The sequence below is a fragment of the Nocardioides currus genome, from assembly GCF_003057875.1.
Lineage (GTDB): Bacteria > Actinomycetota > Actinomycetes > Propionibacteriales > Nocardioidaceae > Nocardioides > Nocardioides currus.
Window position 1 is genome coordinate 703,043 of record NZ_PYXZ01000002.1, and the last position, 22,084, is coordinate 725,126.

Genomic DNA, 22,084 nt, shown 5'->3' on the forward strand with positions numbered 1-22,084 from the left:
CGGAGGGGGGTATCGTGGTTGCACTGGTTGCCAGCAACCGCCGCGACGACAAGGAGAGGTTCCTTGACCACGCAGGACCTGACCGCCAGGACCTTCGAGGCGACCGTGACCGAGCACGACATCGTGCTCGTCGACTTCTGGGCCGCCTGGTGCGGCCCGTGCCGCCAGTTCGCGCCCGTCTACGACGCCGCAGCCGCCGCCAACCCCGACATCGTGTTCGGCAAGGTCGACACCGAGGCCGAGCAGCAGCTCGCCGCGGCCGCTCACATCACCTCCATCCCGACGCTCATGGCGTTCAAGGACGGCGTGCTCGTGTTCTCCCAGCCCGGCGCACTCCCGGCCGCGGCGCTGAACGAGCTCACCGCGTCCGTGCGCGACCTCGACGTACAGGCCGCCATGCGCGACGCCCAGGCCAGGGAGAACCAACAGTCGCACGGCCACGGCGACGACCACGCTCACACCGGGGCCGAGAGGATGGGCGCATGACCTTCACGATGAGCACGACCGTCGACCTGCCCTACGACGAAGCCGTCAACCTCACCCGCCATGCTCTTGCCGAGCAGGGGTTCGGCGTTCTCACCGAGATCGACCTCGCGGCCACCATGAAGGCGAAGCTCGACGTCGACCTGCCCCCGCAGATCATCCTCGGCGCCTGCCGACCGCAGCTCGCCCACGAGGCCATCAGCGTCGACCCGTCGATCGCGGCCGTCCTGCCGTGCAACGTCGTCGTCCGGTCCACCGGCGAGAGCACCACCGTCGTGGAGGCGTTCGACCCCGACGCAATGATGGGCCTCGCGGGCTCCCCTTCGGGCGACGGCGCCCTCGCCTCCGTGGCCGCCGACGCCAAGCAGCGCCTCACCGCAGCCCTCGCCGTCATTGCCGCGCAGACCCCCGAAAGCCAGGAGAAGTGATGGAGCTCGACCCCACCTCGATGAAGCCGGTCATCAACCGCATCAAGCGCGCTCAGGGCCAGCTCGCCGGCGTCCTGCGGCTCCTCGAGGAAGGCCGCGACTGCGAAGACGTCGTCACCCAGCTCGCCGCCGTCTCCAAGGCCCTCGACCGGGCCGGGTTCGCCATCGTCGCGTCCGGTCTCCAGCAGTGCCTCACCGAAGGCGACGGCGATGTGGACAGCCTCGACGTGAAGAAGATGGAGAAGCTCTTCCTGTCGCTGGCGTGAGCCGCTGGGAGGACTCCCTACGGACGCGGGACTTCACGGCGGCATGCGGGCGTCGTGCCGAGGCTTCAGGCAATCGTCCGCGTCACGGTGGAGAGTCCTGATGGAGCTGATTGCGCATCCCCTGAGGAACGCAACGGTGAGCGTCATGACCGAGAACAAGACCCTCACCCTGACCCTGTCCATTCCTGCTTCTCTAGCGGTCCACCTGTGCAACAGCGCCGCTCCCAGCTTCGTCTCCGAACAGCCCGACCGCTTCTGGACGTACGACGCCCCGGGCCTGCCCGATCCGCACTTGCCGGTCTTCCGGTACGGGACGCTGATGTGGACGCCGACCATGTCGGACGCGCTGATCCTTCGTGCGTGTGAAGAGCAGTCGGGCCACATCGCGACCGTGCTCTTCGACGAAGAGGACTTGCCGGGCGGCGCGGTCATCCTCAGCAGCCGCCCCTACAGCTCCCTTGCGATGGGTACGGGGCGCTGAAGTCCCGGGACGATCGCTGCTCGCACCGACGTCATCGGGGGCTCCGGATTGTGCGAGGAGCCTCGCGGAGGCTCCCGCTGACGCCGGCGCTAGTCCACCCGCCGAGGTAGGCGGTGGGGTACTGAGTCAACGGCCAGGCACCATACTCGGCCGGGGTGCGACGGCAGTGCGCGCAGATGACGCCGTAGCCGCTGGCAGCTACCTCGGGGAGCAGGACGACGTGGTCCGCATGCCGACGGCGGCGGCACTTGCCGTGCGGGCAAGGGATCGCCTTGACGTGCGTCTTGTCCTGGTTGGCGTACATCAGGTAGACGGGCCGCGTGAAGCCGCCGGATCGTCGCTGCGGCTTCACCAGCTCCCGGATCTCGTCCTCGGTCCTGCCCAGGGCCAGTGCGACGTCGAGGATCGGAAGGCCGTTCCGTCGCGTGGCTGTGTCCACCGTGAGAAGCGCGATGGCGCCGGCGATCCAGACGGTTTCATCCGGAACCGCAGCGTCGCCCCACGCGAGGCCTGGATCCGTGTAGGTCGAACGAAGCCGTTCCGTGTAGGCGCTGGTGGGCGACTTGGTGCCGTCGCCTGCCGCCCCCGTCACCCACCGGTGGAGCTCCTGACGGACCTCGGAGATCGGGTGGTCAACGAGGGCGCACTTGGCACCCCGGGAGGTGACGCCGTTGACTACCAGCCAAGGCATGACTCGCTTCTTCAGCAGCGTCGCGCGGGTCACCTGCAGCAGGTCTGCCGTTGCGGTCAGCTCGCGGCCCTCCTCGAAGAGGTAGCGCACGACGGTCTCGGTGTTCGCGAGGTTGCGTCCGGTGCGGGTGCGGACGTTGCGGATACGGCCCGTGAGGGGGAGCTGAGCCTGTCCGCCGGACGCGAGTGGGAGCAGCGCGGTGCAGGACCACAGGACGTCGTCACCGTCGACGTGGAAGCGCCATTCGATGAAGGTCTCGTCGCACAGGGTGCCGAACCTGGAGGGGCTTTCTCCGTTGTTTCGTGCGGCCGACTCGAGTCCGGCGACGAGGTGGGCAGCGACCGAGACGTCGGTGTGGTCGTGTCGCACGTTGGCGGATCCGGACTCGTGCTTGCGGATCTTCTCCTGAAGCCGTTCGATCTCAGCGTCGTACGCGGCGACCTTCGTCTTCACCTCGGTGACCTGGGCTGCGTAGGCCTTGGCCTCGTCCTCGTCGCCTGCTGCTGCGCTGATGGCTGCCATCGTGCGGTGCCCCTTGATCTCGTCCTCCAGCGGCGTCCTGGCCGCTGTCTTCAGTGCGATCTGGTGGCGCCAGGTCGTGGTGGGGTCGGCGTCGTCGCTGCGTCGCTGCGCCTCTGTGAGCTGGGCGATCGTCGTGGGGTCCAGCAGGCTCCTCACGCCGTGGTCGAGGCGGGAGGCGACGGAGGCCTCGAGCTCGAGCAGGGAGAACGTGGCGGCGGTGTGGTCGGGGCGGCTCTCACCCACGCCGAAGTAGGACCAACCGCGGCCGGTACGGCTGCCCGCAGCGGCCGACTCACGCCGGAACAGCAGGATGGCGTTGGCCCGCCCACTGTTGTTCACGCGGGCCTGCACGCCCCACTGCGTGGGCTCGTCGTCGTACTTCGACCCGAGGTGGCCCGGCGGGACGACCCAGTTCGGGAAGCACTGAAGAGCGCGGCGAGTCGGCGTGTGGTGGGCCTGTCCACCGGTGGGCGCCTTGGGAGCTCGGAGCTCGCGCAGGAGTCGCGCGGCCACCTGGCGGCAGACGCGGTCAGGGACGCCGAAGCGGGGGATCTCGTTGCCCTGCTCATCCGTGGGCCACCCCCAGGACGCGGAGAGGACGTCGAAGTACCCGTACTCGTCGAGGTCGTCGCGGTAGGTGGCCGGGATCCCGTCGAGGACGATGTTGCGGCCCCGGATGTCGTTGTTGAGGCGCCGGAAGTACCGGCCCGTCCTGATGAGCTCGACCTTCGCGATGAAGAAGCGGACGTCGGCATCGAAGACGTCGGCCGGGTCCTCGCCCTCCAGGTAGCGGGCAATGTCGAGGTCGCTGGGGATCGCGGGAGGGTTCGAGTCACTCCGCGTGAAGAAGCTCTTCGCGGCGCCGTAGGACGCGTTGTCGTCACCGAGTGCTCGGGCGAAGGTGTTGTCGAGGTCGGTGTGGTCGCGGCGGACGATCAGGCGCTCTGCCTCGTACGCCGCGAGGCGCGCGGTGATGTCCTGGTAGGTCTCGCCGTCGGCGTGGGCCTGGTAGAGGCTCGCGATGACCGGTGCCATCTCAGGCTGGGCCTCCGGGACGAGCCCGCGGTTGCCCTCTTCGACGGAGCGGCCGTGCTTGTCCTTCTTGTGGCACCAGCCGTACGGCATCTGAAGTTCGGCAAGGGCCGCACCACCGGCCTTGTACTTCATGAGCCGCTTGCCCGTCATGCGCCGGCGACGGTTGGGGTCGTCGCTTCCGCCGACGAGGCCGAGGGCGCCGAGGGCTAGCTCATCGCCGGGGATGGATTGGTCGTAGCGCTGTCCGCCGAAGACCATCGAGACGTCACGAATCTTGCACTTGTTGGTGATGGTGGACCAGTCGGCGCGATCGCGACCGGCCCGGGTGACGTCGTCGGCCCAGCAGACCTCCCGGAGGGTGGGGAAGTGGTTGAGCAGCGACATGACCAGCACGGTGACGCCGTTCAGGTCCTCGCCGTCGAGGCGGACGATGTGCTTGATCGTCGAGGACAGCGTGATGTTGAGGAACACCACGTCGCCCACGCAGACGACCGCGGCGATCGGCTCATGACCGGTCGCGTCGTGATGGAGGTCGGCCATGGTGATCCACGTGATGCCGTGCGTCGCTCCGACGTCGGGCTGGGCAGGGTCCCAAGCAGCGTCGGGGAACTGGCTGATCGCAGCGATGTCCGGGTCGCCGCCGTAGATGCTGAAGTGGGAGTCGCGCTGACCGGCGCTGCCGCCGGCGTCGCCGACGAGGGAGTAGCGGATCAGGTGACCGCTGGTCGGCCGGCCGGCGCCGAGCTTGGTGGCGAGCGGGTTGTAGACCTTACGGGCGGTGTACAGAGTCAAGGGGTCCTCCTCGGGTAGGTGCGGTGCACCGTGCCTGCGAGGTCTCCTGACGCAATGGGATCGATGGAGGAGTTCTGGCTCACCGAGATGGGTAGGGACTCCTCCACCCCGGGCAAGACCTTCAAGGTAGAGGGTCAGAAGCTCAGCTTCCGTTTCCTGCCAGCCTCGTCGCCGCGTCGTCTGGGTCGACTGCGATGGTGAGGCCCCGGGCCCGCAGCCGCTCGCTGATGTCAGGGACGAGGTGCACGGCCCCGTACGCGAGTTGAACGAGGAGCGCGGCGTAGGTGCCGGGGGTCTTGCCGCTCATCGCGGAGACCAACGCGGACCGAACGGCCCGGGCGTCGCTGGCTCGTAGTGAGAGGAGCGCCGGGCCGAGGACGGGGTGGTCACTCAAGGCGGTTGGCGGCGCCCACGACCAGCAGGCCTCGACCAGGCAGAACGCGACGAGCACACGGTCGTCCACGTGCGCGAAGGCCATTCGGGTGGCCAGGACGGCGCAGGTGTCGTCATGCACGCTGGCAGCGGTCATCAGGGCGACGGCGACCGTATCGGCCTGCTGGATCTCCACGCCTACTCCTGTTCTGTGCCGGGAGGTGCACGCTCACCGTCACGGTGCGCGCGCGGCACCGCGCTGCAGCGCCCGTGGTCGACCGACCTAGTCCTGATGCTCGGGCCCGGGGGACTTGGCAGTCAGGTCAGGTCGCGGACGAGCAGACGGTCACAGCTGCCCACATCGCGGTCGTGGCCCCGAGCTCATCGACGAGCTGGTCCGGGGTGAGGGTGCGCGCTCGGGTCAGCTCGTCGAGGTACGACTGCAGGGCGAGGGCATAGGTGGGGGCGGCCATGTCCGCTACCTGTGAGCGCTCCTTCCGGGAGGACAACTTGCCGGCCGCTTCATGGTCAGTACGCGACGCCGGCCACCAAGGAAACGAAAGAACGAAGAAGCCCGCCGGCTCCTTCGTTCCTTCGTTTCCTTCGTCAGCGCACGGCCGTCAGGATGGAGCTGGGCCTCCCTCCGGACGCTCGGGACGACACCGTCGCCATGCCCAGGTCGACGAGCTTCAGGACGAGCGCGTCCAGTTCGTACCTGGCCTTGTTCTTGGAGAAGACCTCGCTGACCTGGGTTCGGTTGAGGCCCGCGGCGCCGGCTGCGGACACTGCGGAGTAGAGGCGATCCAGGTCGGGGTTGCCGAGGGTGGCTCCCCAGATGTGGGCGACGGACGCCTCGGAGTACTCCCAGAGCGCCGCCGCAGCGCTGAGGTGGACCGGCTCCATCGTCGTCGACTGGTCGAGCAGCGCGTAGATCGTGGCGAGGCGCAGCATCTGGGGGCTCGCCCGGACGGTGAGCGAGTCGTAGACGTCGCCGCCGGACGGCTGTGACTCGACGATGTTGTACAGCGAGTCCCACCGCTGGCTGAACGCCTTGCTGCGGGCGACCTCGCCGGCACTGCGAGCGAAGGTGACCGCAGCGCGCAGTTCCGTCCCGAACGCATCGACCTCGGCCGGGGCCAGACGCCCGGGCTCAGGAAGGAGCGCGCCACGGTGGCTCAGGACGTGGATGAATCGGTTCGCGTACCCGTTCGCGATGTCTACCGGCTTCAGGACCGCCTTGAGCTCGTTGATCGTCACGTGGCCAAGCACGGACAGGTGGGGGTGCTCGGCCACGAGCGTTGCCGCCCTCGTCCGAGCGCTGAGCGCGTCGCCGTCCCATGCCGACCGCAGGATGGGGGAGATGATCGAGCCTTGCCGTCCTGCGACGGTGAGCAGACGCCCGTACTCCTCCTCGGTCAGAAGGAGGCGCTGATCCCCGTCGTTTTCTGGACCCTCGGCCAGTGACGCGAGTGCCTGGATGAGGGCTTCACCGGACTGGATGCCACCTCGCATGTGTCGCGTGGCCATGAAGTCCCCGTCGGCGGCGTCCAGGACAGGCCGGACCGCGGCGGCTGACGTGCCCTTCCGCGCCCGGGCTGATGATCCGACCACCACGCCGAAGAGGATCGGGTAGTGCTTCTGGTGCCCGACGCTCACGTAGGCGCTGCGCCCCACCATGGCGGCGAAGGAGACGAGCAGGGTCAGGAGCATCGCCGGGGGCGACGCCTCGGTGAGGGGGGCGAGGGCTTGGACGATCCGTCCGGAGATCCCGTGCAGTGCGTCCGGGCCGAGCTCAGGGGGCGTGCTTCGGCTGTCGAGTCGGCTCGCCAGGCGCAGGCGGCCCAAGAGCTCGTACGACGCGTCGGAGGCCGCAGCGCCGTCGGTGACCGCCGGCTGCAGCGTCTGGGCGGTCACAGGGTCACCTCGCTCTCGACGTACTGCCGTGCCGCCAGGCGCATGACCGAGGCCACGGACCTGTCCTCGGCTGCGGCGCGTGCCTTGAGGGCCTCACGGAGGTCCTGAGGGAGGCGGACGACGATCGCGACGTCGTTGGCGGGCGCGGGGGAGACGGTGATGGGGGACTGCGTGGAGGTGGGCATGTGGATCCTCGGTGTGATCGGGCAGATGGGTTGCCGCTGTCGCGACGACTACTGAAAGTCGCCGTCGTCGATCACTCCGCAATCAGGCTCACCCCCCTTCTTGTGTGATCTGGACCACTTTCTTGTGTCGGGCGCCTCCGCGCAGACCTGTGGCAGTGGGCCACACAACAGAGCCCCCGCAGACGGCGGGGGCATCCGGCCCCTTCTGCTGCGGTCGACACCCGCTGGAGGGTCCACGTGACACCAACGAACCAGCCGCAGCCCGCGCTCGCGCTGGCCGCCACCCCGGCTCCACCCCGTGACCGGGAGACCCAGCGTCTCCTCGACCTCTGGGTGCAGCTCGCCTACCGCACCGCCTCCGCGGCGGCGCACCACAGCCCCGACGAGGCGTCCTTGCGTGACCTGCAACTGCAGGTCGAGGACGTCCTCAGCGACCGGCTGGACGACGCGTACCTGGTGCTTGACGAGCTCTGGTGCTGGGAAGCCGCCCTGATGCACACGGCGGAGACCCCGCCCGAGGACTGCCTGATCTGCCGCAAGGCACGGCTCGGCCTCCCGGCTGACCTGCCGTTGCCGGCTGGTCTGGGAGGTGCCCGATGACCGTCGCCCACATCCCGCAGGGAGCAGCTCCGGTCGCAGTGAACACCGACACGGTCGTCATCCACGACCTCTCGGTCACCCACGGTGAGGCGGCGGCGCTCGTCCGGTCCCACATGTCCGAGCACGGTCCCGAAGCGGCCGCGGACCTTGTCCGGCGGGCAATCCCCGTCGGTCTGGTCGCGCTCTCGCTCGGCACAGCCGGCATCGACACCGGCAGCCTCACCCGCACCCTCGACGCGTTCGCCGATCGGGTGGACGAGAAGTCCGGAGCGGCGCTGGCCAGCCTCGACCAGACGCTGACCCGGCTCCGCGGGGGCGAGGAGGCTGTGGCCCGAGCGGCAGGTGCCGTCCTCGACAAGCTGCCAGCCCAGGTTGAGGCCGCTCTGGCCGGCCAGGCCGGAAACGTCCGGGCCAGCGTCATGGAGGCAGCTCGAGCCGTCCAGGATGCCGGAGTCCAGGAGATCACCACGGCGCTCGCGCGCCACTCCGAGTCGGTGCGTGACGCACTCAGCCTCGATCGGGAGGGACCCGTCCGCATGCTGCGGCAGGACCTCCTCGAGGAGCTGGGCGGCACGCGACGTGAGCTCGGCGAGCAGCTGGCTCTCGTGAAGGGCCTGGTCGAGGCCGCACAGGTGGCCAAGACCGCTGGCGCCAAGAGCAGCCGCGCGATCGGAGCCGCCAACGAGGACGACGCCATGGCGCTCTGCCACGACGTCGTCACCGCCGCCGGTGACCTCTTCGAGCGCACCGGCAGCCAGCCGGGCGCAGGGGGCACGCGTCGCTCGGGCGATGGTGTGGTGACGCTGTCCCAGGCCATCACCGGCCACGGCCGGCAGGTCCGGCTCGTCGTGGAGGCGAAGTCGAGAACCAGGCCCTTGTCGGCCAAGCAACACCGCGACGAGGTCGCCAACGCGTGTCGCGTCCGAGACGCGGCCGGAGGTCTCGTGCTCGTCCCGACCGATGCTGAGGTGCCTGGTGGCGGATCGTTCGCCCGTGTCGACACCTGTGCGTACGTCGTCAGCTGCTCGCAGCCGGCGAGCGTGGAACTCATCTACCTTCTTCTTCGCGAGCACGTGGCGATGTTGAAGGTCAGACACGACGACGGGTCCGAGATCGACCTCGACCAGGTCGAGGCGCGTCTCAACGTCGCCCTCGCCGGCATCAGCCAGCTCGACGAGGTCGGCCGCCTGGCCAACCAGGCCAAGAACTCGCTCGAGAAGCTCATCGTCCTCGGACGAGACACCCAGCAGAAGGTCAGGGAGACCCTGACCGAGGGCATTGCCCTCATGCACCCGTAGAACCAGTGAGGAGGAGCGCATCCATGCGCTCCTCCTCACTCTGCGTTGTCGTGCCCCTGCGGGGCGGGGTCACCGTCAGGTCCGGGGCCATCGGTGTCGGAGACGAGCCACGGCCACTCGGACACGTCGCCGAGGAGGATGCGGGCTCCGGGGGAGAGGTGGTCGTAGAGCCAGACGCCGATGCTGCGCGACTCCCGGAGCTCGTCCTCGAGGCGCTCGATCTCGTTCAGGAGCTGGAGCGCAGCATGGGTGACGTCCTCGACGATCTCCGCTGGCGCGGGGTCGTCGGGGGCGAGGCCCAGCTGCGTCAACCAGGTCGCACGTCGGCGCCACTGGGCGCGCTGGTCAGGGGTGCTCATGCTGTCAGGGTCGCGGGTGGTCACGACATCCGTGCGCAGCCGGCCGCCGGCTGTGGACTCGGTCGCGCCGCTGCTACCCGGAGCGCGGGCTGATGTGGAGTCGGTACTTGTGTCCCAACCGGACCTCTTCGAGCGCGACGACCTCGGCATCCCAGAGAGCGAGACCCTCGTCGCGAAGGACGAGCCGGTCGCCTACTGCGGGTTCCTGGTCGGCGATGAGGTCGACGTCGTGCAGGTACGTCACCCCGAGCTGACGCGCGACAGGGGAGAGCTCGATGTCGTAGGTCGTCGCACGCCCGCTCATGCGGTGAATCTAGCCCGGCGCCTGAGCGTCGGCGAGCCCTCCTGTCGATCCGGCGGAGTGCCCCATCGCCGGCTTCGGCCGCGAGGCCGTCCGGCGTGAGGCACAATCACGCGCATGTCGGTGACGATCCACGAAGTCCTGGGGGAGCTTCGGGCCTCGGCCCTCGATGAGCGCGACAAGGGGGACAAGTTCGAGCGACTGGTGCAGTCGTTCCTGCGCACGGACCCGGAGTGGACGGCGAAGTTCGACGACGTCTGGACCTGGACCGAGTGGCCCGAGCGTGGGACGCGCGCCGACACCGGCATCGACCTTGTCGCCAGGGTCCGTGAGACCGACACCTTCGCCGCCATCCAGTGCAAGTTCTACGACGAGAACAGCACCGTGTCGAAGGGCGACATCGACTCCTTCCTCTCCGCCTCGTCCAAGGCGGAGTTCAGCGCGAGGTACATCTTCGACACTGCCAAGGGCTGGTCGAGAAACGCCGACGAGACGCTGGAGGGCCAGATGGTCCCCGTCCAGCGGGTCGACATCGGCTACATGGAGGACGCGGGGATCGACTGGTCCGGCTACTCCTGGTCGACCCCTGAGGTGCTCCCCACCACCGGCCCCAAGACGTTGAGGCCGCACCAGTCGCGCGCACTGGACGACGTACGCCGCGGCCTGTCAACGGCAGACCGCGGCCGGATGATCATGGCCTGCGGCACGGGCAAGACCTTCACCTCCCTGCGCATCGCCGAGGACCTCGTGGGTGTCGGGGGGTCGGTGCTGTTCCTTGTGCCGAGCATCCAGTTGATGAGCCAGAGCCTGCGGGAGTGGATGGTCAACCGGGAGGTCGACATCCGCCCGTTCGCCGTCTGCTCCGACGTCCGGGTCGGCCGCAAGACCTCCGACGACGCCGACCTCTCGACGGTCGACCTCACCGAGCCGGCCACCACCGACGCCGCGACCCTCGCCGCACGCATGGGCGTCGGACGCCACTCCAGCCCACGGATGACCGTCGTCTTCGCGACCTACCAGTCCATCGACGTCGTTGCCGAGGCCCAGCGGTTGGGAGTGCCCGGCTTCGACCTTGTCGTCTGTGACGAGGCACACCGCACGACCGGGGTGACGCTTGCCGGTCAGGACGAGTCCCACTTCGTGAAGGTCCACGACGGCGACTACCTCAAGGCCGACCGCCGGCTTTACATGACCGCGACGCCGCGGGTGTTCGGCGACGCGGTCCGCAAGAAGGCCACCGACGCCGAGGCCCTCCTCGCCGACATGAGCGATGAGACGATCTTCGGTCCGGAGCTGCACCGCCTCGGCTTCGGCGATGCCGTCGAGGCTGACCTCCTCACCGACTACAAGGTGCTCGTCCTCTCCGTCGACGAGTCCTACGTCGCGGAGCACTTCCAGTCCGCCATGGCCCAGTCCGGCGAGATCGCGCTCGGCGACGCAGCCAAGCTCATCGGCTGCTGGAACGGGCTGCGCAAGCACTTCGGCAAGGACGACCTCGGCGGCGACGACGCGCCGATGCGTCGCGCGGTCGCCTTCGCGAAGGACATCAAGGCCTCCAAGCTCGCGGCCGGCTCCTTCCCCGTCATGGTGGACCGCGCCCGGCAGGACGAGACGGACGACCGCGCGGACCTGCGCGTGGAGGCCCGCCACGTCGACGGCACCATGGGCATCCACGAGCGCAACACCCACCTCGCGTGGTTGAAGGAGGAGCCCCCGGTCGATGCGTGTCGAGTCCTCACCAACGCCCGTTGCCTCTCCGAGGGCGTCGACGTCCCCGCCCTCGACGCGGTGCTGTTCCTGACGCCGCGCGGCTCGCAGGTCGACGTCGTCCAGTCCGTTGGCCGAGTCATGCGCAAGGCCCCCGGCAAGCAGCTCGGCTACATCGTCCTGCCCATCGTCGTGCCCTCCGGCGTCTCGCCGGAGGAGGCGCTGCGGGACAACGAGCGCTACAAGGTCGTGTGGCAGGTCCTCCAGGCTCTTCGCTCACACGACGAGCGCTTCCACGCCATGATCAACCAGATCGAGCTCAACAAGCGCAAGCCCGACCGGCTCCGCATCATCGACGTCACCCCGCGTCCCGATCGGGCCGCGCGGCCAGCCGAGCCCGAGAGCGAACAGCTCGCCCTCGACTACGGCTTCGACGGCTTCCGCGACGCCATGTACGCCCGCATCGTCCAGAAGGTCGGCGAGCGGAAGTACTGGGAGACCTGGGCCAAGGACGTCGCCGACATCGCCCAGGCCCACATCACCCGCATCAACGGCCTCCTCAAGGACCCCGAGTCCAACCCCGCCCAAGAGTTCGCGGAGTTCCTCGCCGGCCTGCGTGGCAACCTCAACGAGGGGATCACCCGCGACGAGGCCATCGAGATGCTCGCCCAGCACCTCATCACGCGACCCATCTTCGAGGTCCTCTTCGACGACTTCGACTTCACCGCGCACAACCCGGTCGCCCGCACCATGGAGCTCATGCTCGCCTCCCTCGACGAGCACAACCTCGCCGCCGAGCAGTCCAAGCTCGACCGCTTCTACGAGTCCGTCCGCCGACGTGCGGATGGCCTCGACAACGCGCACGCCAAGCAGCGCGTCATCATCGAGCTCTACGACCGGTTCTTCTCCGCCGCCTTCTCGCGGACGGTCGACCGGCTCGGCATCGTCTACACGCCCGTCGAGATCGTCGACTTCATCCTCCACTCTGCTGACCAGGTCCTCCGCGCGGAGTTCGGGCAGGGCCTCACCGACCGCGGCGTCCACGTCCTCGACGGCTTCGCCGGCACCGGTACGTTCCTCACCCGGCTGCTGATGTCCGACCTCATCGAGCCCCACGACCTTGCCCGCAAGTACGCCTACGAGCTCCACGCCAACGAGATGGTGCTGCTGGCGTACTACATCGCCGCCGTGAACATCGAGACCATCTACGCCGACGTGCGCCGGGAGCTTGCCCCAGTGCTGGGGGAGGAGCGCGACGACTTCGGCGACGCCGTCCCGACCTACGAGCCGTTCCCGGGCCTGGTCCTCACCGACACGTTCCAGTCCTACGAGGACGGTGACCGCGACGACCTCGACATCTTCCCGGAGAACAACGAGCGCATCGCCCGGCAGCGCGCCCTGCCCATCACGGTGATCGTCGGCAACCCGCCCTACTCGGTCGGGCAGGACTCCGCGAACGACGACAACGCCAACCAGTCCTACCCGACCATCGACGCCGCGATCCGGGACACGTACGCCGCCCGGTCGACCGCCACGAACAAGAACTCGCTCTACGACTCCTACATCCGCGCCATCAAGTGGGCCTCGCTACGCATCCAGGATCGTGGCGTAATCGCCTTCGTGACCAACGGCGGATGGCTCGACGCCAACACCACCGACGGCATGAGGCTCAGCCTCGCTGAGGATTTCTCCGCCATCCACGTCCTCAACCTGAGAGGCAACCAACGCACCGCCGGCGAACAGGCCAGGAGAGAAGGCGGCAAGGTGTTCGGCGGAGGCTCACGAGCAACGGTCGCCGTCACCGTGTTGGTCAAGAACCCGGCGGCCTCCGGGCCGGCCGCGATTCACTACACCGACATCGGGGACTACCTCACGCGGGAGGAGAAGCTCGACAAGGTGGCGGACGCTGCGACCCTGAGTGGCCTCGAGGCTGTGGTTCTGACTCCGAACGCACACGGTGACTGGGCCCGTCAGCGGGCCGAGGACTTCGACACGTTCATGCCGGTGGGAGACAAGCGCGCGCCAAGTGTCTTCGCGCTCTACTCTGGCGGGCTGAAGACGAACCGCGACGCTTGGTGCTACAACGCCAGCAAGAAGGCCTTGGCGACCAACATGCAGCGGCTGGTCGACGCGTACAACGAGGGCGTGGCCGCAGGACATCGCATTGCCGACGAGACTCGCATCAGTTGGAACCGAAGCCTGATCGCAGATCACGAGCGCAGCCGCGCCCACTACCTTCGCCATGACGCAGAGCAGGTCGCTTTGTACCGGCCCTTCACCAAGCAGGTCGCCTACTTCGACCGCGCGCTCAACGACATGGTCTACCGATTGCCTGCCTTCTTCCCGACGCCGCTGCACCCGAACGTCGGCTTCTACAACGTCGGCGCTGGTTCGGCGAACCCCTTCGGAGTGCTCACGAGCGATGCACTCCCGGACCTGCACGTCACAGGTGCGGGGTCGGGGGGTCAGTACTTCGCCCGCTGGTCATGGCAGCGACTGAGCGAGGACACTCTCGACCTCGGCGACGGCGGGCCCATGGCCGACATCGTCGAGGGCCACCGCCGCGTCGACAACGTCACCGACGAGGCCCTGCAGCGTTGGCAGACTGCCTACGGCCCGGAGTGGACCAAGGACGACGTGTTCTTCTACGTCTACGGCCTGCTGCACTCGTCGGACTACCGCGAGCGGTACGCCGCCGACCTGAAGAAGATGCTGCCTCGGATACCGCTGGTGGCCACACCTGAGGCCGCGCGGGCGTTCGCTGACGCCGGGCGCGCCCTGAGCGCCTTGCACATCGGCTACGAGACGGTGGAGCCCTACCCGCTCGCTGGCCTGGAGGTAGGGGCCTCCGGTGACCCCTACGACTTCTACGCCGTGGGCGCCAAGAAGATGACGTTCGGCAAGGCCTCGGCAGAGCAGAAGGCTGCGGGGGAGAGGTACGACCGTACGGTCATCCACTTCAACGATCGGATCACCTTGTCGGGCATCCCGGAGGAGGCGTACCGCTACCAGCTCGGCGCGCGGTCGGCCATCGAGTGGATCATCGACCGCTACTGGGTCAAGACCGACAAGCCGTCCGGCATCGTCAACGACCCCAACCACTGGTCGAGGGAGGTCGGCGACCCGCGCTACATCCTGGATCTACTTGCCCGGGTGGTGACGGTCAGCGTCGAGACGATGAAGATCGTCGACGCCCTGCCGGCACTCGTGGTCGCCGAGGACCAGCGCGCGTCCAACTGACGGCGCAGCCGGTGTCGGTGGGTGTGGCTAGGTTCGCCGCACGGTCGAGACAGCAGGTGTCGGCCACGACGGAGGGGAAGATCGCCATGTCCGTGAGGACCTGTTCGGGATGTGCAGCTCAGGTGGACGACAGCGACGCGGGACGTCACCAGCAGTGGCACGACCAGATGGCGAAGGCGTTCCAGGCGCTCGCCTCGCGGGTGTCGTCGGTGGAGGGCCTCGCGGCCGCGGCGATGGAAGAGGCCGAGGACGCCCATCAGGAGGCGCAGCAGGCCGCGAACGTGCTCTACCAGAACAACATCACGGTCTGACGTGGCACGCATGGCGAGGCAGGGTTGGAACGAGATCGGCCGGCTGTTCGTGCAGGAGCTGCTCGCGCAGACGAGCACGGGCGAGGCGACGGCGCTGACGGTGGCCGACTCGATCGACATGGACGAGGCTGAGTCGGCGAACCTGATGGCCTGGTTGGCAGGGGAGCGCCTGGTCTGCGAGGTCGAGAACCCGGACGCGTCCTACTGCGACCCCTACACCACCGGCCCGATCGTCGCGACGGCTCGTGGCCGCGCGTTCGCGGAGTCCGGGATGGTGCCGGACGGTCCCGCGATGGGGTGGCCAAACGCATGGGATCAGCTCAGCAAGTCGTGGTAGCACCGCCGTTGCCTGGCGACGTCCACGGCTCTTGGCCACTGCGAGGGCGCATGTGTGAGGCACCCTAATTGTCAGATCGATTGTGTGACACCGGCCTGGCGTGAGCCTCGCATGTGGGGTTCAACCAGGTGCACGACCAGGGAAGTGAGCGTGGATGACCAGACCGAACAAGCCAAGGTGCGCGGGACCAAACCATGCCCCCGCTACAAATCCGAAAGGCCCTCACGGTTCGACCGTGAGGGCCTTTCGCATGCCGTGGCGTTGGTGCGGCAGGGGACCTCGCCCACCCCTTCGGGGGGCAAATGGCGCGAGCAGCGGTTGAGCCGTCTACCATCCGAGGACGCGCCTGCGTCACCGCATGCGCACCAATGCTCGAGAGGGATCCCCTGCGCGTGGAACGACTGCTCCGAGGTTTCAGGCTGGGGGATCGCTACGTCCTCGAGGAGCGCATCGCGTCCGGCGGGATGGCCGATGTCTGGCGTGCGACGGACGACGTGCTGCAACGCGCCGTCGCCGTCAAGATCATGCGCGCCGACCCGGACAACGAGGAGATCTTCGCCAAGCGGTTCCGTGACGAGGCCAGGCACTCCGCGGCCCTGATGCACACCAACATCACGACCGTCTTCGACTACGGCGAGGACGACCACCTCACCTACCTCGTCATGGAGCTGGTGCCCGGTGCTCCGCTCTCCATGGTCATCCGCGAGGCGGGCACGCTCTCGCCCGACGTCGTGCGTTCGATCGTCGGCCAGGCTGCGCTGGCCCTCGGTGTCGCCCACGAGGCCCGGGTCGTGCACCGCGACGTCAAGCCGGCCAACATCCTGGTCCGCGACGACGGCGTCGTGATGCTCACCGACTTCGGCATCGCACGAGCGCTCGACGCCCGCGGGCACACGCGGATCGGCGAGATGCTCGGCACGCCCAACTACATCAGTCCCGAGCAGGCGCTGGGACGTCCCGCCACGGGGGCCAGCGACCTCTACGCACTGGGCGTGGTCGCCCACGAGATGCTCACGGGCATCCGACCGTTCGATCGCGGCACCCCCATCGCCACTGCGATGTCGCACGTCAACGAGCCGCCGCCCCCGCTGGCGGACGAGGTCCCCTCCGAGATCCGTGCGGTCGTGGCGGCGCTGCTGGAGAAGGACCCAGAGGCGCGACCCGCCAACGCACGGGCCGTCGCCGAGATGATGGGCATCGCGACGACCGAGCTCGCCGGCCTCGCCGAGGGACTCGCTTCCCTCGTCAACGGCAACCATGACGACACGCCCACTCCGGCGCACGACGTGAGCACGGTCGCGACGCCTGCCCCCGACCTGCTGGCCTGAGCTCACGCGGGGCCCCGCACGCTGCGTGAGGGCGGGGCCCCGCGCCCGGGGCACGTGGTCCGATCAGCTGACGAGCTCGCCCGCGCTGCGCTGGTCCTGGGTGATCTCGATCTTGCGCGGCTTGGCGCGCTCGGCGACCGGCACGACCAGGCGCAGCACGCCATCGGCGTACGACGCCTGGATCTGCTCGAGGTCGAGGTTGTCGCCGAGGACGAGCTGCCGGCTGAAGACGCCCTTGGGACGCTCGGAGGCCATCGCCTCCCAGTCGCCGTTGCGGGCCACTCGCTCGGCGCGGACCGTCAGCACGTTGCGCTCGACGTCGAGGTCGATGCTGTCCTGGGCGACGCCGGGGAGGTCGAACTCGATCACGAACCGGTCGCCCTCTCGCCAGGCGTCCATCGGCATCACGGCCGGTCGGTTGGTCGTGCCGAGGAGCTGGGTCAGTCGGTCCAGGTCACGGAACGGGTCGGTGGTGCGAAGCAACATGGTGTCCTCCTGATTCGTGCTGGTGGACCTGGTCCAGGTCCACGACCTGTATTGTTCGTTGCAGGTTTTTTATAGCCACTCGAACATGAGAGATCAAGCCCTGATGCGGACTTTTTCTCCAGACCGGGAGGAGCACGATGACGGCGAGCGATCGAGGCGTGTTCGCCATCTCCGTGGCCGCCGAGATGGTGGACATGGAGATCCAGAACCTCCGCGTCTACGAGCGTCGGGGACTCCTCGAGCCCGACCGCACTCCCGGCGGCTCGCGGCTCTACAGCCAGGACGACGTCGACCGGCTGCACCGGATCCGCGCGCTCCTCGCGGAGGGGGTCAACATCGCCGGCATCGGTCGCGTGCTCGCGCTGGAGGACGAGGTCGCCCAGCTGCGCCAGCGCCTGGGGGAATAGGTCCACGCGCTCGACGCGCGGAGCTGCCGTGCCGACTCAGTCCGAGAAGCCCGTCAGGAACGAACCGTCGGGATCGCGCATCCACGCGACCTGCAGCCCCTCCTGCGAGACAGACACGCCGTCGGCGTCGAGCTCGAACGGCAGGTCGTCAGGGCCCAGGAACGGGACGCCACGGTCGCGGAGATCGCGCACCACGGCGTGCACGTCGTCGACCCGGATCGTCGCCACCGGCCAGCTCGCCGAGCCGGCGTCCGACACGTCGGGCAGGAGGGTCAGCGTCGTGCCGTGGTCGCCGGTGGGGATCCAGCCACCGCCGGGGGCGGGGCTGCCGTCCAGCCCGAGGCCGTCCTCGTAGAACGCCCTGGCCCGCTCGAGGTCGGTGACGGCGATGACGGGGGACAGGTGGAACTACGCGGGACGGCGGGTCATGTCGCCGACGTTACGCCCGGACGGGCGGGTCGGCGTGCCACCATGAGCCATGGCACGAGACGTGGACGCGTCCATGCGCGACCGGGTGGACCGCCACTACCGGCGGTGCGAGGAGGTCCTTCGCGCGCGCGACCTCGACGGGTTCATGGACTGGCTGGGAGCGGACGGCACCTTCCCCGCAGCTGACGGCACCGTGGTCAGGATCGCCGGCACCAGGCCGTTCTGGGCGTGGCGGTTCGCCAACGTCCTCCGCGTCACCTCGGTCGAGCTGCGGATCGAGGACATTTCCTACGACGACGACGGACTGCTGGTCGTGGACTTCCACGAGCGCGGCTCCATGACCGTGGGCGGCTTCGACGGTCTCCCGGTCGAACGCGCGGTGGACCTGCACAACCGCAACCTGTGGGAGGTGTCCGAGGATCGCTTCACCGCACGCGGCGGCGCCGAGCTCGCCGCACACCGCACGATCGGCGGCGAGCGGCTCACCGACGAGACCGATCCTTGGGGCTTCGGTGCCTGGGAGCGTTTCAAGGCGAGCGGCTGATCGTGTGCGGGATGCCAGCCTTGCGAGCCGTCAGCGACTGAACGTCACGTGGATCGTCCCGCTGTCGGCGACCTCGCTGTGCACGGTGTGGGTCAGCTCGAGCCCGCGCAGGTCGTCCCAGAGGCGGGTGCCGCGACCGAGCACGATCGGGGCCGTCATCACGTGCAGCTCGTCGACCAGACCGGCGCGCAGGAAGTCGCGGACGGTGCTGACGCCGCCGCCGACCCGCACGTCGAGTCCGCCGGCGGCCCCGGTCGCCTCGGCGAGCACGTCGGCGGGGGTCGTGCTGCGGAAGTGGAAGGTCGTGCCGCCCTGCATCGGGATCGGGTCGCGCGGCGCGGTGTGGGTGAGGACGTAGACCGGCGTGCCGAACGGCGGCTCGTCGCCCCACCAGCCCTTCCAGTCGGGGTCGTCGGGGAACGAGTGCAGCCCGAACATCGCCGCGCCCATGATCTCGGCGCCGATGCCCTCGAAGTGCGCGGCGGCGTGCTGGTCGTCCAGCCCGGTCGTCCCCGCGCCGCTCGTGTCGCCGAGCACGCGCTGTCGGAACGTGCGCGTCGCGGCGTACGCCGAGGTGAGTCGTCCCCAGTCCTCGCCCATCGGGTTCTCGTCGGTGGCGTCGGTGGTCGAGGCGTAGCCGTCGAGCGAGGCGAACAGGTCGATGCGAACGCGAGTCATGGCGAGAACCTACGCCCGGGCGGGGACAGTCAGTCGCGTCGCCGGGCTCGGACGACCACGTCGTGGATCGATCGGCCGTGCCCGTCCGCGACGGTCCGGGACGTCTCCTGCGAGGTGACGACCTCCCAGAGCGCGGGGTCGAGCTGTGCGGTCACCGCGTCGGCGGTCACGGACGCCTCGGCGGGAGTGTCGCCGTGCCCGTGTCCGTACCCGAGGTGACCGACGACGAACAGCGTCCCGCCCGGCGCGACCCACGAGGCGAGACGGTCGTAGAACTCCAGCTGCGGCATCGCCGGGTGCGCGTAGTGCGTCGTCACCAGGTCGTACGCCGCTGGCGGCTCCCAGGTCGACAGGTCGGCCTCGATCCACTCGACCCGGTCGTCCACCCCCGCCGAGGAGGCGCGCGCGGCGGCGATCGACAGGGCGGACGACGCGACGTCGGCCCCGGTGACCCGCCACCCCTGCTCGGCGAGCCAGATCGCCTCGGCCCCGCCCCCGCAACCCGCCTCGAGGGCGGTCCCGGCGGGCAGGTCGGCCACCTCCGAGACGAGGTGCGGGTTGGGCGGGCTGCTGCCCATGGCGCCGGCCCGGTCGCCGTGCCAGATCTGGTCCCAGTAGTCCTGGTCGAAGGAGTGCGTCATGCCCTTGACCATCACCGGCCGGTGACGGATGGGCAAACATTGTTGCCGAATGGCAAACTGGAACGATGAGCGACCACACTCTCGACGCCGTCGGCCCGCGCCTCAAGGCGCTGCGGCAGGGCCGGGGCATCACCCTCAGCGACCTCGCCGACCAAACCGGCATCTCGACCAGCACCCTGTCCCGGCTGGAGGCAGGGCTGCGGCGGCCCACGCTCGAGCAGCTGCTGCCGCTGGCGAGGGTCCACGGCGTCACGCTGGACGAGCTCGTCGACGCCCCCGAGACGGGCGACCCGCGGATCAACCTGCGGCCGATCGCCACCGGCGACGGGCGCACGATCCTGCCGCTGAGCCGTCGCGCGGGCGGCATCCAGGCCTACAAGTTCGTCCTCCCGGCCGGCCGCGACGACGCCGAGCCCGAGCTGCGCACGCACGAGGGACACGACTGGGCGTTCGTCCTCAGCGGCCGCCTCCGCCTGGTCCTCGGCGAGCACGACCTGGTCCTCGCGCCGGGTGAGGCCGCGGAGTTCGACACCCGCACTCCGCACTGGTTCGGGGCCACGAGCGCGGGGCCGGTGGAGTTCCTCAGCCTCGTCGGCAAGCAGGGCGAGCGCGCGCACGTGCGGGCCGCGCCGGCCCAGCGCCGTACGACTGGCAGAATTGCCCGCGATGTCTGACTTCGATCCGCGCCACGGCGGCGCCGCCCAACCCATCACGACCTACGGTGCCGACGTCCTCGCGCGACCCTGCCGCGAGGTCACCTCGTTCACCAAGCAGCTGCAGGCGCTCGTGACCAACATGTTCGCGACGATGTACGCCAGCCAAGGCGTCGGCGTCGCCGCCAACCAGGTCGGGGTCGGACGGCGGATCTTCGTCATCGACTGCCCCGACTCCGAGGGCGAGCGGGTCATCGGGCACGTCGTCAACCCGGTCTACCGCGCGCTCGACGAGACGCTGGTCGAGGGCAGCGAGGGCTGCCTCTCGGTGCCCGGCCCGCGCGCCACCTTCAGCCGTCCCGCGGTCGCGGAGGTCACCGGCTTCGACGTGTACGGCGATCCGGTCAGGTTCGAGGCCACGGGCTATGCCGCACGCTGCCTCCAGCACGAGACCGACCACCTCGACGGCACGCTCTACATCGACCGGATCAGCGAGGTGGAGCGAGCGCGGGTGCTGGCCGAGCTCGAGGGCATGCGCGTCGAGGCCCCGGCCTCGCCCTTCGGCGGCGCCCGATGACGGTCGTCATGGGGATCGAGACCTCCTGCGACGAGACCGGCGTCGGGCTGGTCCGCGACGGCGTGCTGCTCGGCCAGGCGCTGGCCTCGAGCATGGAGGAGCACGTGCGGTTCGGGGGAGTGGTCCCCGAGATCGCCGCCCGCGCTCACGTCCATGCGATCGTCCCGACGATCCGGGCCGCGCTCGACGACGCGCACCTCGAGCTCAGCGACGTCGGCGCCATTGCCGTCACCACCGGCCCCGGCCTCGCGACCGCCCTGCACGTCGGGGTCGCCGCTGCGAAGGCGCTGGCGATCGCGGCCGGCATCCCGCTCTACGGCGTCCACCACCTCGCGGGCCACGCCGCCGCCGACACCCTCGACCACGGCCCGCTCCCCGAGCGCAGCATCGGGCTGATCGTCTCCGGCGGCCACACCTCGCTGCTGCACGTGCGCGACCTGACCCGCACCCCGATCGAGCACCTCTCCGACACCCTCGACGACGCCGCCGGCGAGGCCTTCGACAAGGTCGCCCGCATCCTCGGACTGCCCTATCCCGGTGGGCCGGCGATCGACCGGATCGCCAAGGAGGGCGACCGGACGGCGATCCGCTTCCCGCGGCCGCTGTCGGGCTCGGGCGACCCCGCGCTCGGCTTCTCCTTCTCCGGGCTCAAGACGGCGGTCGCCCGCTACGTCGAGAAGACGCCCGACCTCGACGTGGCCGACACCGCGGCCAGCTTCCAGGAGGCGGTCGCCGACGTCCTCACCAGCAAGGCGCTGCGCGCCTGCCGCGACCAGCGCGTCGAGACGCTGGTCGTCGTCGGTGGGGTCGCCGCCAACAGCCGCGTCCGCGGGCTCGCCCAGGAGCGGTGCGACGCCGCCGGGATCGAGCTGCGGGTGCCACGGATGAGCCTGTGCACCGACAACGGCGCGATGATCGCGGCCATCGGCGACCTGCTCGTCCGCGACGGAGCGAAGGCCTCGAGCCTCGACGTCACCATCCACCCGACGATCGAGCTCCAGACCGCCCAGCTGTTCTGA

Annotated in this window: 26 protein-coding genes; 15 read left to right on the forward strand and 11 right to left on the reverse strand. The window is 69.3% G+C overall.

Annotation, left to right across the window (positions count from 1 at the left end; all coding sequences use genetic code 11):
• Positions 1 to 63: 63 nt before the first annotated feature.
• The 4 genes from trxA (at position 64) to C7S10_RS08540 (ending at position 1,658) form a co-directional block, all read left to right on the forward strand.
• Entirely contained in the window at positions 64 to 486 is a 423-nt protein-coding gene (gene trxA / locus C7S10_RS08525) for a thioredoxin (RefSeq protein WP_108343939.1), read from the forward strand.
• Complete coding sequence (locus tag C7S10_RS08530; RefSeq protein ID WP_108343940.1) at positions 483 to 911, forward strand: DUF302 domain-containing protein; 429 nt, start codon at positions 483 to 485, stop codon at positions 909 to 911. Before trxA ends, C7S10_RS08530 begins: the two co-directional genes overlap by 4 nt.
• Complete coding sequence (locus C7S10_RS08535) at positions 911 to 1,177, forward strand: metal-sensitive transcriptional regulator (protein ID WP_108343941.1); 267 nt, start codon at positions 911 to 913, stop codon at positions 1,175 to 1,177. The genes C7S10_RS08530 and C7S10_RS08535 overlap by 1 nt, the downstream gene beginning before the upstream one ends.
• 145 nt (positions 1,178 to 1,322) lie before the next feature.
• Positions 1,323 to 1,658: a hypothetical protein gene (locus C7S10_RS08540; protein ID WP_133176465.1), complete on the forward strand. Its 336-nt coding sequence runs from the start codon at positions 1,323 to 1,325 to the stop codon at positions 1,656 to 1,658.
• 31 nt (positions 1,659 to 1,689) lie between these two features.
• On the opposite strand, the gene C7S10_RS08545 is transcribed toward C7S10_RS08540, so the two are convergent.
• From C7S10_RS08545 to C7S10_RS08560, 5 genes are all read right to left on the reverse strand, one after another.
• Positions 1,690 to 4,698 (reverse strand): hypothetical protein, encoded by a 3,009-nt coding sequence (locus C7S10_RS08545; RefSeq protein WP_108343943.1) that lies wholly within the window; start codon positions 4,696 to 4,698, stop codon positions 1,690 to 1,692.
• Between the two features lie 142 nt (positions 4,699 to 4,840).
• On the reverse strand, positions 4,841 to 5,266 hold the full coding sequence (locus tag C7S10_RS08550; RefSeq protein ID WP_108343944.1) for a hypothetical protein: 426 nt from the start codon (positions 5,264 to 5,266) through the stop codon (positions 4,841 to 4,843).
• 127 nt (positions 5,267 to 5,393) lie between these two features.
• On the reverse strand, positions 5,394 to 5,543 hold the full coding sequence (locus C7S10_RS22165; RefSeq protein ID WP_165807085.1) for a hypothetical protein: 150 nt from the start codon (positions 5,541 to 5,543) through the stop codon (positions 5,394 to 5,396).
• A 133-nt stretch (positions 5,544 to 5,676) separates the two neighbouring features.
• Positions 5,677 to 6,984: a YfjI family protein gene (locus tag C7S10_RS08555; protein WP_108343945.1), complete on the reverse strand. Its 1,308-nt coding sequence runs from the start codon at positions 6,982 to 6,984 to the stop codon at positions 5,677 to 5,679.
• Complete coding sequence (locus C7S10_RS08560) at positions 6,981 to 7,169, reverse strand: ribbon-helix-helix domain-containing protein (RefSeq protein ID WP_108343946.1); 189 nt, start codon at positions 7,167 to 7,169, stop codon at positions 6,981 to 6,983. Before C7S10_RS08560 ends, C7S10_RS08555 begins: the two co-directional genes overlap by 4 nt.
• A 237-nt stretch (positions 7,170 to 7,406) precedes the next feature.
• On the opposite strand from C7S10_RS08560, the gene C7S10_RS08565 reads away from it, so the two are divergent.
• Together C7S10_RS08565 and C7S10_RS08570 are read left to right on the forward strand one after the other, a co-directional pair.
• Positions 7,407 to 7,769 (forward strand): hypothetical protein, encoded by a 363-nt coding sequence (locus tag C7S10_RS08565; protein WP_108343947.1) that lies wholly within the window; start codon positions 7,407 to 7,409, stop codon positions 7,767 to 7,769.
• The gene (locus C7S10_RS08570; protein ID WP_133176466.1) at positions 7,766 to 9,067 is read left to right on the forward strand and encodes a hypothetical protein; all 1,302 of its coding nucleotides are present in this window, start codon (positions 7,766 to 7,768) and stop codon (positions 9,065 to 9,067) included. Before C7S10_RS08565 ends, C7S10_RS08570 begins: the two co-directional genes overlap by 4 nt.
• A gap of 35 nt (positions 9,068 to 9,102) precedes the next feature.
• Here C7S10_RS08570 and C7S10_RS08575 read toward each other — a convergent pair whose 3' ends face one another.
• Positions 9,103 to 9,426 (reverse strand): hypothetical protein, encoded by a 324-nt coding sequence (locus C7S10_RS08575; protein ID WP_133176467.1) that lies wholly within the window; start codon positions 9,424 to 9,426, stop codon positions 9,103 to 9,105.
• A 73-nt stretch (positions 9,427 to 9,499) separates the two neighbouring features.
• Positions 9,500 to 9,730, reverse strand: coding sequence for a hypothetical protein (locus tag C7S10_RS08580; RefSeq protein WP_108343950.1), 231 nt, complete (start codon positions 9,728 to 9,730; stop codon positions 9,500 to 9,502).
• A gap of 114 nt (positions 9,731 to 9,844) precedes the next feature.
• Between C7S10_RS08580 and C7S10_RS08585 the strand changes: the two genes are divergently transcribed.
• The 4 genes from C7S10_RS08585 (at position 9,845) to C7S10_RS08600 (ending at position 16,650) form a co-directional block, all read left to right on the forward strand.
• Positions 9,845 to 14,674, forward strand: coding sequence for a DEAD/DEAH box helicase (locus tag C7S10_RS08585; RefSeq protein WP_108343951.1), 4,830 nt, complete (start codon positions 9,845 to 9,847; stop codon positions 14,672 to 14,674).
• 122 nt (positions 14,675 to 14,796) lie between these two features.
• Positions 14,797 to 14,985, forward strand: a complete 189-nt coding sequence (locus C7S10_RS08590) for a hypothetical protein (RefSeq protein WP_108343952.1) — start codon at positions 14,797 to 14,799, stop codon at positions 14,983 to 14,985.
• A 10-nt stretch (positions 14,986 to 14,995) separates the two neighbouring features.
• A complete protein-coding gene (locus C7S10_RS08595) occupies positions 14,996 to 15,322 on the forward strand; it encodes a hypothetical protein (protein WP_108343953.1) in 327 nt (108 codons plus the stop codon).
• A gap of 392 nt (positions 15,323 to 15,714) precedes the next feature.
• Positions 15,715 to 16,650, forward strand: a complete 936-nt coding sequence (locus C7S10_RS08600; RefSeq protein ID WP_207769289.1) for a serine/threonine-protein kinase — start codon at positions 15,715 to 15,717, stop codon at positions 16,648 to 16,650.
• 63 nt (positions 16,651 to 16,713) lie between these two features.
• Here the strand turns inward: C7S10_RS08600 and C7S10_RS08605 are convergent, their stop codons facing one another.
• Positions 16,714 to 17,136 (reverse strand): Hsp20/alpha crystallin family protein, encoded by a 423-nt coding sequence (locus tag C7S10_RS08605; RefSeq protein ID WP_108343955.1) that lies wholly within the window; start codon positions 17,134 to 17,136, stop codon positions 16,714 to 16,716.
• A gap of 158 nt (positions 17,137 to 17,294) precedes the next feature.
• Here C7S10_RS08605 and C7S10_RS08610 point away from each other — a divergent pair, with 158 nt between their 5' ends.
• Positions 17,295 to 17,543, forward strand: a complete 249-nt coding sequence (locus tag C7S10_RS08610) for a MerR family transcriptional regulator (RefSeq protein ID WP_243395274.1) — start codon at positions 17,295 to 17,297, stop codon at positions 17,541 to 17,543.
• A 36-nt stretch (positions 17,544 to 17,579) separates the two neighbouring features.
• Here C7S10_RS08610 and C7S10_RS08615 read toward each other — a convergent pair whose 3' ends face one another.
• Complete coding sequence (locus C7S10_RS08615; RefSeq protein WP_108343957.1) at positions 17,580 to 17,945, reverse strand: VOC family protein; 366 nt, start codon at positions 17,943 to 17,945, stop codon at positions 17,580 to 17,582.
• A 76-nt stretch (positions 17,946 to 18,021) separates the two neighbouring features.
• Between C7S10_RS08615 and C7S10_RS08620 the strand changes: the two genes are divergently transcribed.
• Positions 18,022 to 18,516, forward strand: coding sequence for a hypothetical protein (locus C7S10_RS08620; protein WP_133176468.1), 495 nt, complete (start codon positions 18,022 to 18,024; stop codon positions 18,514 to 18,516).
• Between the two features lie 30 nt (positions 18,517 to 18,546).
• Here the strand turns inward: C7S10_RS08620 and C7S10_RS08625 are convergent, their stop codons facing one another.
• Together C7S10_RS08625 and C7S10_RS08630 are read right to left on the reverse strand one after the other, a co-directional pair.
• Positions 18,547 to 19,194 (reverse strand): dihydrofolate reductase family protein, encoded by a 648-nt coding sequence (locus tag C7S10_RS08625; protein WP_108343959.1) that lies wholly within the window; start codon positions 19,192 to 19,194, stop codon positions 18,547 to 18,549.
• Between the two features lie 29 nt (positions 19,195 to 19,223).
• Positions 19,224 to 19,835, reverse strand: a complete 612-nt coding sequence (locus C7S10_RS08630; RefSeq protein WP_108344068.1) for a class I SAM-dependent methyltransferase — start codon at positions 19,833 to 19,835, stop codon at positions 19,224 to 19,226.
• Positions 19,836 to 19,900: 65 nt separating this feature from the next.
• On the opposite strand from C7S10_RS08630, the gene C7S10_RS08635 reads away from it, so the two are divergent.
• Genes C7S10_RS08635 through tsaD form a run of 3 tightly spaced genes read left to right on the forward strand, consistent with a single transcriptional unit; the run spans position 19,901 to position 22,084 of the window.
• On the forward strand, positions 19,901 to 20,509 hold the full coding sequence (locus C7S10_RS08635) for a helix-turn-helix domain-containing protein (RefSeq protein WP_108343960.1): 609 nt from the start codon (positions 19,901 to 19,903) through the stop codon (positions 20,507 to 20,509).
• Positions 20,502 to 21,065 carry a peptide deformylase gene (gene def, locus C7S10_RS08640; protein WP_108343961.1) on the forward strand — a complete coding sequence of 188 codons (564 nt, stop codon included), beginning with the start codon at positions 20,502 to 20,504 and terminating at the stop codon, positions 21,063 to 21,065. The genes C7S10_RS08635 and def overlap by 8 nt, the downstream gene beginning before the upstream one ends.
• A complete protein-coding gene (tsaD, locus tag C7S10_RS08645) occupies positions 21,062 to 22,084 on the forward strand; it encodes a tRNA (adenosine(37)-N6)-threonylcarbamoyltransferase complex transferase subunit TsaD (protein WP_108343962.1) in 1,023 nt (340 codons plus the stop codon). Before def ends, tsaD begins: the two co-directional genes overlap by 4 nt.